Annotated in this window: 8 protein-coding genes, 1 tRNA gene and 1 pseudogene; 5 read left to right on the forward strand and 5 right to left on the reverse strand. The window is 40.4% G+C overall.

Going from position 1 to position 17521, the window contains the following annotated elements; all coding sequences use genetic code 11:
- Window positions 1–836 precede the first annotated feature (836 nt).
- The 3 genes and pseudogenes from G3R48_RS07990 to G3R48_RS08005 all read left to right on the forward strand — a co-directional run bounded on the left by G3R48_RS07990 (window position 837) and on the right by G3R48_RS08005 (window position 5136).
- Window positions 837–913 (forward strand) — tRNA-Trp (locus G3R48_RS07990).
- 528 nt (window positions 914–1441) lie between these two features.
- Window positions 1442–1793, forward strand: a pseudogene (locus tag G3R48_RS17225) (IS3 family transposase); the annotation flags it as partial.
- Window positions 1794–1935: 142 nt separating this feature from the next.
- Complete coding sequence (locus tag G3R48_RS08005) at window positions 1936–5136, forward strand: DUF3427 domain-containing protein (protein ID WP_153664423.1); 3201 nt, start codon at window positions 1936–1938, stop codon at window positions 5134–5136.
- A 262-nt stretch (window positions 5137–5398) separates the two neighbouring features.
- Here G3R48_RS08005 and G3R48_RS08010 read toward each other — a convergent pair whose 3' ends face one another.
- Window positions 5399–7447 carry a hypothetical protein gene (locus tag G3R48_RS08010; RefSeq protein ID WP_212593271.1) on the reverse strand — a complete coding sequence of 683 codons (2049 nt, stop codon included), beginning with the start codon at window positions 7445–7447 and terminating at the stop codon, window positions 5399–5401.
- Window positions 7448–7927: 480 nt separating this feature from the next.
- Between G3R48_RS08010 and G3R48_RS08015 the strand changes: the two genes are divergently transcribed.
- Entirely contained in the window at window positions 7928–8842 is a 915-nt protein-coding gene (locus G3R48_RS08015; protein WP_153664419.1) for a DMT family transporter, read from the forward strand.
- Between the two features lie 195 nt (window positions 8843–9037).
- Here G3R48_RS08015 and G3R48_RS08020 read toward each other — a convergent pair whose 3' ends face one another.
- Genes G3R48_RS08020 through G3R48_RS08035 form a run of 4 tightly spaced genes read right to left on the reverse strand, consistent with a single transcriptional unit; the run spans window position 9038 to window position 12195 of the window.
- Entirely contained in the window at window positions 9038–10249 is a 1212-nt protein-coding gene (locus G3R48_RS08020) for a sensor histidine kinase (RefSeq protein WP_153664417.1), read from the reverse strand.
- Between the two features lie 10 nt (window positions 10250–10259).
- Window positions 10260–10961: a response regulator transcription factor gene (locus tag G3R48_RS08025; RefSeq protein WP_194823890.1), complete on the reverse strand. Its 702-nt coding sequence runs from the start codon at window positions 10959–10961 to the stop codon at window positions 10260–10262.
- Window positions 10958–11350, reverse strand: coding sequence for a DUF3019 domain-containing protein (locus tag G3R48_RS08030; RefSeq protein WP_153664415.1), 393 nt, complete (start codon window positions 11348–11350; stop codon window positions 10958–10960). Before G3R48_RS08030 ends, G3R48_RS08025 begins: the two co-directional genes overlap by 4 nt.
- A complete protein-coding gene (locus G3R48_RS08035; RefSeq protein ID WP_194823889.1) occupies window positions 11350–12195 on the reverse strand; it encodes a MipA/OmpV family protein in 846 nt (281 codons plus the stop codon). The genes G3R48_RS08030 and G3R48_RS08035 overlap by 1 nt, the downstream gene beginning before the upstream one ends.
- 266 nt (window positions 12196–12461) lie before the next feature.
- Between G3R48_RS08035 and G3R48_RS08040 the strand changes: the two genes are divergently transcribed.
- Complete coding sequence (locus G3R48_RS08040; RefSeq protein ID WP_153664411.1) at window positions 12462–17438, forward strand: S8 family peptidase; 4977 nt, start codon at window positions 12462–12464, stop codon at window positions 17436–17438.
- Window positions 17439–17521 lie beyond the last annotated feature (83 nt).

The raw sequence follows: 17521 nt of genomic DNA on the forward strand, positions 1-17521 counted from the left end.
AAACACAGTATCGCCGATGGTAGTGTAGGGTCTCCCTATGTGAGAGTAGGTCATTTCCAGGCGCCAAATTACTCGAAAGAGTGTGATAAGCCCATTGCTAACGCAATGGGCTTTTTTACGTCTGGGCTTTGTGAAAGTTGAATTATCTTGTCCTTTACCGTGGGCCAACAAAGCTAATTAGCTAATGATAAAGATGGCTATTTCCAGTCGCGCATCTAACAAAGGCAACTCGAAAGAGTGTGATAAGCCCGTTGCTAACGCAATGGGCTTTTTTACGTCTGGGGTTTGAGAATAGGGGTTTTACGCATACACAGCAGGCCATTTCCAGCCGCGTTCCTAACAAAAGCAACTCGAAAGAGTGTGATAAGCCCATTGTTAACGCAATGGGCTTTTTTACGTCTGGTGTTTATAAAATCAATCAGGGGGTTTTACGCATACACAGCAGGTCATTTATGCCCCGTACCTAACAAAAGCAACTCGCTGTTGGATGAAAGACAATGATATTATTTGATAACCTCGGATCAGGGTGTATTCAATGCTTTTAGTAAGACGGTTATAAGCTTATTTAGGGCTCAAACCATTTTTGTACAATTAACTGCTTAACTGCCGTATTGTTTACTTTCAATCGATCAGTATTGTGAATAAATGGTCTTATTCTTTATATATTTTTGATTTATAGTTTTAGTTTATAGGGTCAAAAATCTGATCTGCTGATGAGTTCATTTCGTATGGGTAATTAGTTGCACAATGTGGCTGAAAAAGCCGCACTTAAACGGTTATAAAAGAAAAAGTACTTTACCTTTACGGTTAGTTTGAGCATAATGCACCACGTCAACAGGGGTATAGTTCCAATTGGTAGAACAGCGGTCTCCAAAACCGATGGTTGCGAGTTCGAGTCTTGCTACCCCTGCCAAATTTAGAAGGCCTAGCAGAAATGCTAGGCCTTTGTCTTTTCAGGCTTTAATTCATTTCCCTATCTTCAAATCACTCTCATACTCATACTCATATTTTTCAGTATTTTCTGTTTGGTGACCAAACGGTGACCATAGCTTTTTTAGTACAGCTAACTTTTATGTTTGGCTGTTCATATAGAGATTTGGACACTTGATGAAATTACATAGACTAAATAGTGTTATCGATTTTGCCAGTATAAAGAATTGGTTTATTTGTGCCTGTAAATAAATTTGTGCAACTACCTTTCAATCAATACGCTAGATGGTTCAATGGAAGGGAAAACATAATTAAAAAATATCTAGAAGCATTCGCTAAGTAAAGTGCAAAAGGGATTAAAACTAAATCTGACTTGAATGATTTTAGACCCATGCTAACTGTAGTTAGTTTATTAGCAGAAAGTCAGAAAACTACTTTGTGGTGGCAGACTAATTTTACTTGATCACTACAGTTACATTTAAAGAGCTTTTGAGGAGGAAGTTGTTGCTGTGTAATGGCTGTTTGGCAAAGGAAATCATCAATCAGGGTCAAGATCCATTCCGATCAAGGTAGTCAATTTAGTCGTATCGAGTGGAAGAGCTTTTTAGCTGCAAATAATTTAGATGTAGGTATGAGTCGCAGGGGGAATTGTCATGATAACTCTGTTGCTGAAAGCTTTTTTCAGTTATTAAAAACGCGAACGAATTAAGTGTCGGGTTTATAGTACTCGAGATGAAGCTAAAGGTGATGTGTATAACTATATTGAAATGATTTATAACTCAAAACGTCGACACGGTTTTAATGACCAGCAATCTCCGGTAACGTTTGAAAAACAATATTTTTCTAGCTTGGATAGTGTCTAGAATACTAGGAGCAATTTATGGAAGTAATAATTAAAAACATCAATTGGCATTAAGCATTGATTACTACGACTATTATCCAGTAGCACTTTTACCATATTAATCATTCAGTTATTTTAAATATTCCAAGACTAAAAGGACTTTTATGAATCAATCCGGCATATATGAGCAGTTAATTACCCAATTAGTTGAGCAAAAGTTAGATAGAGACACTTTCTATGTTGGTGAACGTTCATTAGAGAACGGGGAAGCCGCGATGTGGCTATCTCGGTTTTTAACTCGAATTATTGAAATCGCGATGGATTCTGTACCGAATGGTGACAATCGAGTATATGAACAAATCAATTTGGCCAACAAAGTCATTGAATGGCTCAGTATTCATATCAGTGATCATGAATTAATTTCTGAAAACTTGATTGATACACAAGGAAAGATTCTCACAGCACTGCTTGATAAACAAAATCCTATATCATCTGACCTCCCCAAATACATCGACGGTATTATGCCTATAACAGGGCTGACACAAAGTGAACTTTTCTGTGGTAGTAATGTTGGAATTTCATTGGAAACAGAGTTAAAACGTGAGATTCAGTCTTCAGATAAAATTTATTGGTTAGTTTCTTTTATTAAATGGGCTGGTATACGGATCTTCAAAAAGGAATTGGAACAGTTTGCTCGCAGTGGAAAACAACTAAAGGTTATAACGACTTCATACATGGGAGCGACTGACGCTAAAGCAGTTGAGTTTTTGGCATCATTACCCAATACGGAAGTAAAACTTAGCTACAACACTAACAGAGAGCGTTTACACGCCAAGTCTTACCTATTCATACGCGATACCAAATTTCATACTGGCTATATAGGCTCTTCTAACTTATCTCACTCGGCATTAACTAATGGTTTAGAATGGAATTTAAAAATAACTTCACAAGAAATTCCACACATAATTGAAAAGTCACTAAGTACTTTTGAAACATATTGGGAATCACCAGACTTTGAAATCTTTGATGGAAAAACTGAAAGTAAGCAAAAATTAACCAACGCTTTACAAGAAGCAAAAGGCGCTTTTGACACATCAACTCCGAGCTTTTATTTTGATATAAAACCACACTCACACCAGCGAACCATTTTAGAGAAACTAAAGGTAGAAAGAGATCTGCATGGCAGGTATAGAAATCTTGTGGTTGCAGCAACAGGCACAGGAAAAACAATAATTTCGGCTTTTGATTTCGCTGATTATTACACTAAGAAACCTGAAGCAAATTTCTTATTTCTTGCTCATCGAGAAGAAATCCTTAAGCAAGCAAGAAGTGCATATCGTGGAGTTATTAAAAACAGTCAATTTGGTGAGTTATTGGTCGGTCAAAATAAGCCTAACGCATATAATCAACTCTTTGCTTCAATTCAGAGCTTAAACAACCAACTGCCTAATCTTCAGTTAACTAAAGACTATTTTGACTACATAGTCATTGATGAAGTTCACCATGTTGCTGCAAGTAGCTACAGAGCAATACTAGAGTATTTTAATCCCAACATCTTAGTTGGGCTGACAGCCACTCCCGAAAGACACGATGGAGCTGACATTCTCAAAGATTTTTGCAATGTTATTGCTGCTGAAATCAGATTACCTGAAGCGATTAATCAACGTCATTTATCTCCATTTCAATACTTTGCCGTTGACGACGAAACAGATTTGACAAAAGTATCATGGTCCAAAGGTAGATACGATATTGCAGAGCTGACTAAGCTCTATACCTATAATGACCAAAGAGTATTTAGAATTTTTCAAAGCTTAGAAGAAATAGTTACTGATATATCGCAAATGCGAGCGTTAGCTTTTTGTGTCAGTAAAGATCATGCGAACTTTATGGCTCAGAAATTCACATTAAATAATATTGCTTGTGGTGTTTTGACTAGCGACAATACAAAAGAGCGAGATATACAGCAGCAGCGTTTGAGATCAAAAGAGATTAATGTATTGTTCGTTGTTGATATATTTAACGAGGGCGTAGACATACCTGAGTTAGATACCTTGTTGTTTTTGAGGCCAACGGAGAGCTTAACTATTTTTCTTCAGCAATTAGGACGAGGATTGAGGTTAACTGGAGATAAAGAATGCTGCACTATAATTGATTTTGTTGGTAACTCTCGCCCAGAGTATGACTTTTCTCATAAATTCAGAGCACTTGTAGGTAAAATCAGCCAATCCATTTCTAAAGAAGTTAAGCAAGGCTTCCCTCATTTACCTTTAGGGTGCCGAATTGAGTTGCAAGAAAAAACTCAGCAAATGATCCTCAAGAATATTTCACAAGCGACTCTGAATAAAAACAAATTAATGAGTCTAATTTTAAACTACCCACATGTTACTGAGTTACCTTTAACCTTACGCAACTTCCTTCACATATATCCCAATATATCGATAGAAGACATATATAAGGTAAAAGTAGGTAAATTTGGAGGATGGAATACTTTAATTACTGCAAGTAATCAAGATGAGATAAATGAAGCTGAGTCACCTATATACGCAGCTTATTACCGTGCAATCAATAATCGAATTCTAGGCAATACATCTATTTCATATTTAAGGTTTGTTAAAGCCCTATGCGAGTCTAACTTTTCCCTAACAAATCTAGTCAATATCGAATCCGTGCCTGAAAGGCACAAAAAACGATTTGCTGTTATGTGTCATTATGATTTTTGGGATAAAACAACTAAACAAGCTGGGTTTGATTCAATTTCGTCTAGTTTCGAGGCGCTAAATAGCACACCTCTAAAATATGAGTTACTTGAAGTTATCATGTTGTTAATGGAACGTCTTGGAACACAAGAGTTTTCAATGCCAACAGTGCAAAATAAGATAGTTGATAGTTCTCCTCTTAAAATGCACGTTAGATATCCTAAAGAGCATATTTTGGTTGCATTTGGTGATACTACAGTTGATAGAAAATCTTCAAGTCGAGAGGGGGTTTTAAACATTGCAGACGTAAATATAGAACTGCTATTCGTGACCCTTGATAAATGTGAAAAGCAGTTTTCTGCAACCACCATGTATCATGACTATGCTATCAGCCCAACATTATTTCACTGGCAAACGCAAAATAGCTCAAAGCCTACATCAGGTAAAGGCCTTAGTTATATTCAACAAAAGCAGAATAAAAGAACGTTTATTTTGTTTGTAAGAGAACAAGCGAAAGACGAGTATGGAAAAACAATAGGGTTCGTTAATTTCGGACCTGTTGATTTTGTAAAGTATGAAGGCTCACAACCGATGAATATTACATGGAGATTGAAGCATCCCATGCCATCTTATATGTGGCATGAAACTGCTAAATTGGCTGTTGGTTGATAAACATTTAAGAACCTATTTCTGTAGCCATTATTTCCAAGTTGATTATTTTTATGAACGTCTCATTTTGTAGTGATGTGTTGGACTGTAGCGGTACGCTTTATTTGGCCACTTAGTCAGCGAAATCCACACTGCAAGTAATGGCTCAGCAGGTGCTATGCTTTTCGCCTTGGCGGTTAAACAAAAAAAGACTCCGTATAGTTTTTACTAACGGAGTCTTTGCGTGTTGCTTTTAGCTTAAATTAAGTGACTGTAGTCTTGGTTACTTTTTAGGGTTTACATGACAAGTCACACAGCTATATGGGTCTGGGAAAGTCTTTGATGTGTGCCAATCACTATTTCCACGAGTTCGTGTTTTTGAAGGCGCTAAGTCATTATAGCGTTCACCATTCCAGCGTACTTTATCTACGAATGGTGATTGAACATTATCAGCACATGAACCTTTACCACCAACAGCTAAACTGAAACCAAAAGGATTCATTGAACTATTTTCTGCACATTCTATGTCAGCAAAATCAAACCATTGTGATGCTTCACCGTGGTTAATCATTGCTTCATCTTCAGAGTGACACCAGAAACAACGACTTGTTTCACCATGCCCTGCAGGTGCGCCATTTCCGCCATGGCAAGACGCACAAGTGTAAGGCCCAGTAATATCTGGATCTAAGTTAGAGTAGCCACTATGGATTTCATCATAGTTGTGACAAACTGCACAGTCGGCAATGTTCCAACCAAAATGCTCTTCAGTTAAAGGAGCAATTGCTTTACTGATATCAGCGATTTCTACAACTTCATTTACGGCTATTGGGTATAACTCACTTCCATTTAGACGCTCTTCATTTACAGAGTTAAGTTCGGTTGTTCCGTAGATCCAGAACATCTTTTTAACCCAAGAGAAATAGATGTATTCCATACCATGATTACGAACCATGTTGTCTAAAGCAATATGAAGTTTGTTACCACCAAACGTTCCTGCCCAGTGGTCAATACATGTTTGTGCGTTGATTTCAGTGATGCTGCCATCATCTTCACGCAGCCATGTACACTCTCTCGCAAGATTCATTCCCTCAGTGTTATTCACTAAATCTTGTGCGCTAAGAGACGCTTGGCCGTGCAGCATGATATCTAAGGTGTATTTATTCATACCTGCAGCATAGTTCCATCCATCAAGGCCTTCTGCACGAATACCATCAATGTTGTTCATCACATAGCTACCTAGCTGAGAGCCAGTAGACAAAGTAGGCCAGTAGGTGAAACCGAAATCAGATCCACCAGTGCTAGCTGAGGCTACAGCTGCTGAGATAACGTAATCCAGTTGAGTAATTACACCTTCACGGTAGATATCTGTGCGTAAGTTATAAGCTTTAACTTCGATGTTCGATGCGATGGTTTCAATATGTTCATCACCATAGCCATCAGTATCTTCCATATCGCGAGTGATTGCGCTTAGCATCACTTTACCGCCATTAGATGCTTTAAAGGTCACTTCATCTTTTTGAGATTGCCACATCCGATCACGGTATTCAGGGCTAGTTGGCATGATACGAATTTCTGACTGATGACGTACTAACAATTCATCTAAACGGTCATAAACGGTCTCATAGGCTGCTGCATCGTCATTTAACATGGTGCCGCCGCTATGGAAAAAGGCAACACTCCAGCTATCGCTGTCCTTGTAATCTTTCCACTGTGTGTAATGGGTGGCAGGATCATTATCAAACGTGCCATCGCCATCTGCATCGAAAGAGACTGTGTATTCGTAAGTTTGACGTTCCTCGTTAAAATCACCAACCTTAACTTCAAAGTCATCACGTTGCTCTGAAACGTACATCATCACATCTAAGACTGAATAGTGTCCAGGTTGGAAAATGTCATCACGGATAGCCTGATCTTTCCAAGCGAGAAGCTCTTCCGCTTTGATTTGCATGTGGTACTTGCTGTCATCAGGGGAGCTGAGGTTATATTTTGTATTATTAGAGAAATTTGGGTTATTTGAGCCCGGGTATTCAAGCGTATAACCATCTTTGCGAACCTTGTCCATATCACACATGTTTTGATGTGCAGGTTGACATGGATACCAACGGCCTAAGTAGACATCAATACTTCCTTCGAATTTGCTTTTAGGTGCTTTGACAAGCAGGTCGAATTTATCTGCAGGTAAATCAGCGGTTCCCGGTCTATCAGGAACCGCTGGCGTGTCTGGTGTTGCGGTGTCATTCGAGTCGCTACCACAAGCGCTCAAAATTGGTAGTAAGAGCAATGCAAGCGCTGGCTTACTCAAATTGCCTAATTTTGAATGTATATTCATCATAAGTCGCCTTAATTTCATCACATCATCTTTAAAAATGATTGTTATTAGTTCGTAGCTATACTCCGTCAAATTGCAGGCGTGAAGACTATGATTATTTACAGTTTCTCTTCCTAAAGCGTTTTACAAATGATGTTTTTATGAATATGTAGATAATGATCACGTTTGTGTAACACGTAGATTTTACAGGGAGGACTCCCCTTTGCTGATGCGTTGATATTTACTTGTTTAGTTAACAAAGCTGCGCGGCGTTGATTGCAATGGGGGCGAATGATGAGCTGCAATGGCTGTGTGGGCGGCGTTTAATTTACTGTTAGCTGGCAGTCATCTCACACTGTGAAGGTACGTAAAAAGTTAATCAGCGAATAGTGTTTTAAAACTAGCATATTGGTATAAGCTTACTTGCTAACAGCTAACAGCTAACGACGATAATGTATTTATCGATGACCATTTTATTCAATAAAAAAGTAATAAGGCACATTTATGTCTGCAACCATACCTAAGTCAATGAGTGGAAAAGTTTGGCTGATGCTCATTGTATTGTCGGTTTTATGGGGGGGATCTTTCTTTTTCATCGGCGTGGCTGTTAAAGCGCTTCCTGCGCTAACGATTGTCACACTTAGAGTGACTATTGCGGCGATTGCGCTGTGGTTATTTATTTTGATACTTCGGTTGCAAGTACCTAAAAATCCGCAGGTATGGTTAGCGTTTATTGGCATGGGAATATTGAATAATGTTATTCCCTTTGGGTTGATTGTTTGGGGACAAACCCATATTGCATCAGGGTTAGCGTCAATATTAAATGCAATGACCCCCATATTTGCCGTGCTAGCTGCGGCATTTTTATTACCGGATGAAAAACCCTCGCCACTAAAACTCATTGGCGTGTTACTTGGCTTTATCGGGGTTGTTATCATGATTGGGGTGCCAGCGTTGAGTGATTCAGCGCATTTATGGGCTGAGCTTGCCATTGTCGCAGCAGCAATGTCTTATGCGTTGGCAGGTATTTATGGTAGGCGCTTTACAGCCTTGGGGGTCAATCCGATAATAACAGCGGCAGGGCAAGTTACCGCTTCAGCAATGGTGTTATTACCCATGGCATTGGTTGTAGACGGTACAAGTAGTTTATTGCTCGCTAATGGTAATACGTGGGGGGCGATAATCGCACTGGCGGTGGTGTCTACCTCTGTTGCCTATGTATTGTATTTTAAAATATTAGCGTTAGCTGGGGCGACGAATGTGTTACTTGTGACGCTATTAGTGCCTGTTTCAGCGGTGTTATTAGGGACCTTTATTTTGGGTGAAACGTTAGGGGTGATCCATCTCATCGGGATGGGATTAATTGCGCTAGGTTTATCTGCAATTGACGGCCGCTTATGGAAAAAAAGCACTCAATAGGCGCGCTGTTCACTTAAATAACTCAAGGCAACTGAGCCGTGAACCATGGCTCAGTGACCCACATTACCTGAGCTTTACCAGCGTTAATACGCGCATGATGAGATGCGTTTTGTGGTTGTGTCATGGCATGTGCTAAGTCACTAACTAGGTGTTCAATAACAACAAACGCATAGACTTAAGTAAGCGTCCAATTAGCTACGCCAGTGGTAATAACAAGGTAATTTTAGTGCCTTTTAGTTTGGCTGACTTCTCAATTTCTAATCGTCCTTGGTGCCATTCACAAATGGTACTGGCAATGGTTAACCCTAAACCATAACCGTGCTTGGGCTCTTCCCCTTGTTGATACTCAATGGTCACTTGCTCTGTTTGAGTGGCATTAATCCCAGGACCGTCATCTTCAACGGCAATAGTCACTTGTGTGGCTGAAATTTGCACTGAAATTAATACCTGAGAGTGGGCATATTTAATCGCATTAGTGAGCACATTTTGCAACGCGCGTTTAATAAAAAAGCCATCAAAATAAAATGAGGTTTGTTGGTTTATCTGCCAAGAAATACTAATTGGGGTGTCTTTTTGCGATTGCTGAACTATTTGTGCTAATAACGGTGATATATCTTGATATAGCCTTTTAAGGGTCTTTTTTTCGCATTCCAGTTTTGAAAACTCAAGATATTGGTCGGTCAGTAATTCTATTTCGTCTAACTCTTCAAATAGTGCTTGCTTGGTTTGTTCAATATTATGGGCATTGAGCATATCGGTATGAAAAAACATGCGTGATAATGGTGTACGAATATCATGGGAAATAGTGCTTGAAAGAAAGCGCTGCAACGCAATGTATTTCAAAATTTGCTGCGACATGACCGAAAAACTGGCTGCCAGTGGAAATACATGAGAGGACTTTTTAATGTTTGGCGCAGTATAGTGTTTTTCTCTCGAAAAGTTGGCTGTTGAAAGAGATAACAGTTCTAAATCTCGAAATAGCGGCCAGAACCAAAACAGTAGAAATAGCGCAAAACTGCTGTAAAAAATAACGGGTAATAAAATACCTTGTTCTTCACCCGCGCTGACGTTAAGCGGGCCAACTTGCATCACCTTACTTGGGTGTTTAGCTAACACTTGGTAGAAGTAGACTTGCTCAAGCCCTTCTTGGAGCTGCAATATTTCACCGTTTTGAAGGCGTTGCAGTAAGTTGGCTGGCCAAGCTAAGGCATTAACATCTAATATTTGTACATTATTAATTTGCGGCGAGTCATGATCAACATTGATGATTGCTGACATCACCTGCGCCATATCGACGTCATTAGTCGGTTTATTATTGGCGGTTAAAAATATGCTTTCAGTGATAAAGGCGATAGATAACAGCGTGAAAATAGTGAGTAAAAATAATCGGATAAACTTCTTTTTCATGGGTTTATCCTTAGGTGTTAGTAAATAAGTAGCCTTTACGCCAAATGGTTTTTATTTGGTAGGTATTATTGGGGATCAAATTAAGCTTCTTTCTGATCCGACTGACCCTACCATCAACAATGCGGTCTTCTCCGTTGTAGTCTCTGCCGACCACTTCTTTAAACAAATATTCACGATCTAAAATTTTACCGTTGTTTTCCATTAATATTTTAAAGAGTTCGAACTCTTCGGTGGTGAATTCCACATTGGTATTACAAATTTCAACACGTCTTTCGGTAATATTCATATAGCAATCATTAAGTACAATTTCTTGCTGTGGATCAGGGGTGGATTTTACCGATGAAGCACTGCGCAGCGCGTTATGGATCCGCGCGAGTAATATTTTGGGGCGCACGGGTTTTGAAATGTAGTCGCACGCGCCATATTGCAGGCCTTTTATTTGGTCTTCATCATTGGTTTTCGCGGTGAGAAAAATAAACGGAATTGAAATACGATCCTTAATGAAGTTCAGTAAGTCATAACCGCTTTCACCGGGTAAATTAATGTCACTTAAAATAATGTTGAACGAGTCTTGTTGGTGGCTATTAACAAAGGCTTCAGCTGAATAGAATTTTTTAATCAAAAAGCCATTCTCAATTAAAAACTTTTCAATGACGTGTGCCAGTCTAATGTCATCTTCAATAAGCGCTAAGCTGATTTTTTCTGTATTCATAAGATGCTCCATGAGTGACGACGTTTGCGGGGGTTTCTCGGCACACTGTCGGTAACAATTCTAAAGGTCAGCGTAGAGAGTAAGCGCTGGTTTTGGGGATTGATAATAAAAATTTTCTTGGTACGCATGGCTTTTAAACTAAAAGCCTGTTGCCCGCTAAGTTCGCCATTACTGCAAAACTCAGGTTCGTTTTTATCTTCTATTTTTATGCAAAAATGGGTGGCATCAGGTGTTTGCCATTCAACAATGACATCTGACTCACAATGTCCATCTTGGGAGTAACAATTATTCGGGGTAATTTTCCACGCCGTTCCCGGCGCGTCAGCAAAAGACTTTTTAGTGTGTAATGTAATGATTAACAGACAGAAAAAGATCTTTAATGCGCTCATTAGTATCCCTCAATATGTCCAGAAATACCGATGAAGTAAACGCTTCGATAACCGTCTTTAACCAAAAGACTGTTTTCAATTTCGCTGTGTAATTGCTCAAAACTGTATTGCATAACTAGGCTGAAATTTTTAGTCAGGGCGTACTGGGTAGATACTTTTATATGATGGTTAATAGCCCGCTCGCCTTGGTACTTAAGCTCATGTTCGGGAAAGTCAAACTCATTATAGCCATAGTAATAATCCACAATGTCATCGCTTAAATAGGTAAGGCCTGTCGACACGCTAAGACTCAAAGCGTCAAGTTGTTGGTAATAGGTAATATTGGTTTCAAATTGCTGACCATGGTGCACCGCGGTGACATCGGTTAAGGCACTCAAGGATAAGGTCCAATTGGGGTGAAGGTAATAGTCAATTGACACTCCAGCTAAGTATGAAAGATGTCTTTCAACGTCATTGGGTGGACTGGTTATTTCAGGTGTGGTTTCGGGAAGCATCCCTCCGGGTAATAACGGGAATAACCTTGTGTTTTCTGATAATAAAAACGGCGTAATATCACGGTCTTGAAAGTAAAGGCCGTCTTGGTTGAGCTCTGAAACGATATCAAAGGCAAATTGTTGGTTTTCAAACAGGGTATAACCCAGAGACAAATTTTCGATATAAAAATTGTCAGCATAAAAATAAAACGCGGGTAATAGATTAAAACTATCACGGTCGCCTTGGTGCAAGGGGTTGGTGTATTCACCGTGTCCAAGGCCAATACCCAGCGCCCAACTGTCCGCAAATACACAATGGTAAGTGCAGTTTGAGTCCTCTGAGGCTTGTGTTTGTTGATGAAAAAATACCATCAATAACAACAGAAAAATTAATACAGCGTGTTTCAAAATGACAGTACAGCTCAATCGGGTTGTTAACAAACAATACATAAAATGTTAATAGTTGTTAAATTAACTGTGTCATTTGATACAAATTTACACATTTATTTTTAAAGGCTTAAGTAAGGCTCTGGCACATTTTTGTACAATTACAAGCTTACTTATAACTTGCTGGTAACATATCTTTAACAGTCTCATAGGAATTTTCATCAGAGAATTTAATCGTAACGGAGACGACAATGAAAATAAAAACAGTCACTTTTTCTGTTTTGGCCGCAATATATACCGCCGGAGTAGGCGCGGCCTATTCCACCCAAAAGGCAGATAATTTATCTCAAGCACCTTTACAGCAATTGCAATTAAGTTATGAAGAGTTACAAAAGCTTAATGAGCAATCTAAAAAACAAACCACAGCCAGTGGTAATTTATTAAAAAGAGCGAATCAAAAGAATGTCCATTTAACCACGGCGACAAAAGCCGATAAGTTCACGTTTGAACAAGGGCTTGAAGGGACACACACTTATATTGTGCAATTAGCTGATGCCGCCGTGACCACCTACAACGGTGGCATTGAAGGGTATCAAGCCACGTCAATACGTGCCAATGCGGGCCAAGTTAAGTTATTTAACTCGACCAATGACAATAACATTGCTGCATATAAAAAACTGCTGTTAGACAAACAACAAAGCTTTGTTGATGTTGCTCGAGTACAGGGCATTAACCTTGAACTGCGCCAACAGTACACCACAGCCATTAACGGTTTCAGTACGAACCTCACTCAACAGCAAGCACAATTATTGTCGACAATGCCGCAAGTGTTGAACGTTAAGCGTTCTGGTATTTATGAACTGCATACTGATATTGGCCCGCAAATTATTGGTGCGGATCAAATTTGGACCGGTAACTCAGCGCAAGCCAGCTCGTTTAAAGGTGAAGGTATTTTAGTTGGGGTTATCGACACCGGTATTAACTCTGACCACCCATCATTTCAAAGCGTGGGTGACGACGGTTATGCTCACATAAACCCGTTTGGGGAAGGCGTGTATGTGGGTGATTGTGCCATTGAAGAATTTGCCGACATGTGTAATGACAAGCTCGTTGGTATCCGCAGTTATGACGTGATAACCGACGTGTACAGTGCGCCTGAGTTCCAAGGTGAGTTTTGGAATGAGTGGGATATACCAGTACAAATTAGGCCTGCCAATGGTGAAGATTACAACGGCCATGGCTCGCACACCGCGGGGACGACAGTGGGTAACGTATTACATAACGTCCCACACATGTTGCCACAAATTGGTGACGGCGACGGCACTGAAACTGGGTTGATAATGGGAACCGTTTCAGGTGTTGCACCACATGCGAACTTAATTTCTTACCAAGCATGTTATCCGGGTAATCAGGGTGATGCTTATTCAGGTTGTCCTGGTGAAGCGCTAATTTCAGCGATTGAAGATGCCATAGAAGATGGCGTAGATGTCATTAACTTCTCTATTGGCGGTAGTGAAAGCTTTCCATGGAATGACCCATTTGAGCTGGCCTTTTTATCTGCACGTGAAGCGGGGATTGTTGTTTCAGCCTCAGCAGGTAACAGCGGGACTGACGGTTACAACGAATTTATGTCATCGGCCGACCATACTTCTCCTTGGTTATTAACCGTAGGTGCTACCACCACTGGGCGCACGGTCAATGTTACGGGTAAAGAGCTCACTGACTTATCAGGTGGCGATACGACGTTGTATCCTAATTGGCAATCAGCAGGTATCTCTGCTGGTGTCAGCGGTAATATTGTATTGGCTGAAAACTATGGCGATAAATTATGTGAAATGCCATTTGCTGCCGACACCTTTACCGCGGATCAAATTGTTGTGTGTGAACGCGGTAATATTGCCCGCATAGAAAAAGCCAACAATGTTGCCGCTGGTGGCGCAGGGGGCTTTGTGCTTTATAACACCCAATGGAATGACACCTTAGATAACGATGTTTATGTCATTCCTGGTGTCCATATTGACTACAATGCGCAATACAGCTTAATTCCTTGGCTGCAATCAGGCACTGGTCATATGGCGACAATTACCGCCAGTACCGTATCTAAAGACATTGACCCGACACAGCAAGACCAACTTGCCGATTTTTCTTCACGTGGACCAAGCCTTACCAATCCAGAGCATTTAATTCCGTCAATTTCCGCACCTGGTGTTGATATCTATGCGGCTAATGCTGATGAGCACCCATTTTCAGTGGTGAATTTGTCGAGCAAATATGCCAGCTTGTCAGGCACGTCAATGGCCGCTCCGCATGTTGCGGGTGCAGCTGCATTAATTAAGCAAGCTCGTCCAGATTGGACAGCAAGTGAAATTCAATCAGCAATCATGATGACAGCGCATACCGACGTGACCACCATGTCAGGTCAAGATGCAGGCATTTACCGTGCAGGTTCTGGGCGTATTAATGCATTAGCCGCCATTGATGCAGGTTTATTGATGGATGAAACTGCAGACAACTTTATGTTGGCCAACCCGAATAATGGCGGCACAGTTAGAGCGTTAAACTTACCAGAAATGGTTAACTTTGACTGTAAACAAACCTGTAGTTGGGTACGTACATTTAAAGCCACACACGATGGTACATGGGCGGTTGAAACTGAAACCGGGGAATACTCTGTTGAGCTAAAAGCCACGCCAGCCACATTTAGTCTTAAAAAAGGCGATAAAGTGTCAGTGGTGTTTGAAGCTAAGATTTTAGACTCACAAACAGCATCAAACAATTCAGAAGCCGAAGTTCACGCCAAAGTGATGATTAACGAAGTCGGTAACTTAAGTGCAGCAAGCTTCATACCTGTGGCGATTAAATATAACCACGGTACATTGCCAGAACGTGTAAAAATGATGGCTCATCGCAATAACGACAGTGCAATGGTAAAAGGCTTGTCTGCGCCTTCATTTAATCAGTTAACGGTTAATTCTTATGCGCCAACAAAAGCGACGATGCATGAAGTTATCTTGCCGCAAGATGTTAACGAGGTCTCACCGTTTTACGACGGTCTGTTAGATGAATCTACCCAGACTCTTTGGGTTGATGTGCCAGCAAATACCACCCGCTTTATTACTGAGGTATTGTCACGCGACGAGTCAACGGCAGAAGTCGATTGGCAACGTGGTGACCTTGATATGATTATTGGTATTGATGCCAATGAGGATGGTCAAGTGCAAATGGACGAAGCGATTTGTTTTTCATACAGCAGCACATTTAGCGACTATTGTAATATTAACCATCCAAATGAAGGTAAATACTGGGTGGTATTACATAACTGGAAATCATGGAGTGAATGGGACGAGTATGCTCGCCCAACCGACACGTATACTGTTGCGAGCGCCGTGGTTTCCAATGATCTTGCAACAGATGTCGTGGTAACCGGCCCACAAAGCCACGATGGTGTAAATGCATTTGATTTAAATATCGAATGGAATAAAGACATGGTAAAAGGTGACTTATTCTACGGTGCATTTGATCTTGGTGCTGATGAGCTAAACCCAGGAAATTTAGGACTAGTACCTTACCGTTTAATGCGTGATATTGATGAAGTGCATTTGCACACCAGCCAAACACAGGCAAAAGCGGGTGATGTAATTGATGTTGAAGTGTCTGTTAACCATAATAATACCGGTACAGACAGAGAGTTTGCGTTATCGACAATGGTGCCCGCTGGGCTAACTATTTTAGCTGAAACCGTTAACTTATCATCATCAACGATGCAAGATGTCACCGTGACTGATAGAGAAATTACAGTGGTAGGGACACAGCACGACACCTCAAGTGTTGCCCCCCAATACCTATTATCTACCAGCCTTGATGACATGATGTGTAAAACCCCCAGTTTTGGTATTGCCGATCATGATGGCGGTTATTTAGATTTACAAACCAAAGCCGACTTCTTACCTAGTTGGGGCGGTATTTGGGATGAAAATCTAACACTGCAATTGAGCAGCCTGTTTGATGATGACACCACCTATTCAATGTATAACAACACGGAATATAACGCCTATCCAAGCATTACCATTAGTCCGCAAGGTTACTTGCAGTTTGATGAATTGCCGCTGTTTTTCCCATTTCACTTACCTTTCCCAATGGGAACGTTTCCAGACACGATGATCGCACCGTTATGGAAAGGGGTATTCTTTGGCGCAAGTTTTGGTACACCTTATGAGCCAAACCAATGGGAACCTGAGTTAAATGCAGGTATTACCTTTGCTTATACTCAAGATAAGCAAATGATCATTGAGTGGGATAATGTTCGCTCGCAAATGATTGATTATGATTGGTTTACCGGTACAAACATTATCAATAATATGGATGATCGTTATGACTTCCAAACCATTATTAACTTCAATGATTATCAATATGGCGAAGGCCAATATGAAATCATCATGGCCTATGACAACCTAGACATGGCAGGGGAAACCCAAGGGACGATTGGTGTACATGGTTTCTCTGGTGTTCGTTCAACTTATCAACCAATTGAAGGTTATAAAGGAACGCAGTTCGCTTTTGATGATATCGACCAAAAACTGTCAAATGACTTAGTGGTTTGTTACGACTACGTTGGCCCAGAAATGAGCCAAATGAAGTTAACTTTCCAAGCCCGTGTTGACAATAACTCAGCAGGTAATGCGCTTGAAATGAGCGTGAATAGCCAAGTTGACGGTATTGAAGACATGCAAATGGCGCAAAGCATTACAGTGGCAGGCAACTTAACTTTAGGTGATTTCAAAGACTATACCATCGATGAAAACACCCAATTAGCGGATGTTGTTGTGGCATATTCTGATGCCAATAATAGTGTTAACACCATTACTGTTACAGGTGAGAACATCACTTCAGAAGTCAACAGCCACACGCCAGGTTCTACCTTTACGGTAACGCCTGCGGCTAACTTCTATGGTGAAACCGAAGTCACAGTTACGGTTTATGACACTGCTAGTCCAACTGATATGGTGTCTAAATCGTTTATGTTGACCGTGATCTCTGATGGTGTCGAGCTAGGTTGTACTGATCCGGCAGCAACAAACTACGATGAAAATGCAAATCAAGACAGTGGCGACTGTACTTATCCTGCAGATGATGCTGAAGAAGAAAGCTCAAATGACAGTGGTGGTGCGGTTCACTGGATATTTGCCTTGTTTATCCTAATGGCAATCAACAGAAGAAAACGCGCGTAATTTATTGCTTTAGCCAATAAAATTAACTGCAAAAGCCACTGATACGTTAGGGTATCAGTGGCTTTTTTATTGGCTGATTATTA

The organism is Shewanella intestini (genome assembly GCF_018221465.1).
Taxonomy (GTDB): Bacteria; Pseudomonadota; Gammaproteobacteria; order Enterobacterales; family Shewanellaceae; genus Shewanella; species Shewanella intestini.

What these genes read in the sequence shown, in the direction of transcription:
- G3R48_RS08015 (WP_153664419.1), top strand. Translation starts at nt 7,928, where the DNA reads ATGTCTGCAACCATACCTAAGTCAATGAGTGGAAAAGTTTGGCTGATG.
- G3R48_RS08005 (WP_153664423.1), top strand. Translation starts at nt 1,936, where the DNA reads ATGAATCAATCCGGCATATATGAGCAGTTAATTACCCAATTAGTTGAG.
- G3R48_RS08035 (WP_194823889.1), bottom strand. Translation starts at nt 12,195, where the DNA reads ATGGTATTTTTTCATCAACAAACACAAGCCTCAGAGGACTCAAACTGC.
- G3R48_RS08020 (WP_153664417.1), bottom strand. Translation starts at nt 10,249, where the DNA reads ATGAAAAAGAAGTTTATCCGATTATTTTTACTCACTATTTTCACGCTG.
- G3R48_RS08010 (WP_212593271.1), bottom strand. Translation starts at nt 7,447, where the DNA reads ATGATGAATATACATTCAAAATTAGGCAATTTGAGTAAGCCAGCGCTT.
- G3R48_RS08040 (WP_153664411.1), top strand. Translation starts at nt 12,462, where the DNA reads ATGAAAATAAAAACAGTCACTTTTTCTGTTTTGGCCGCAATATATACC.
- G3R48_RS08025 (WP_194823890.1), bottom strand. Translation starts at nt 10,961, where the DNA reads ATGAATACAGAAAAAATCAGCTTAGCGCTTATTGAAGATGACATTAGA.
- G3R48_RS08030 (WP_153664415.1), bottom strand. Translation starts at nt 11,350, where the DNA reads ATGAGCGCATTAAAGATCTTTTTCTGTCTGTTAATCATTACATTACAC.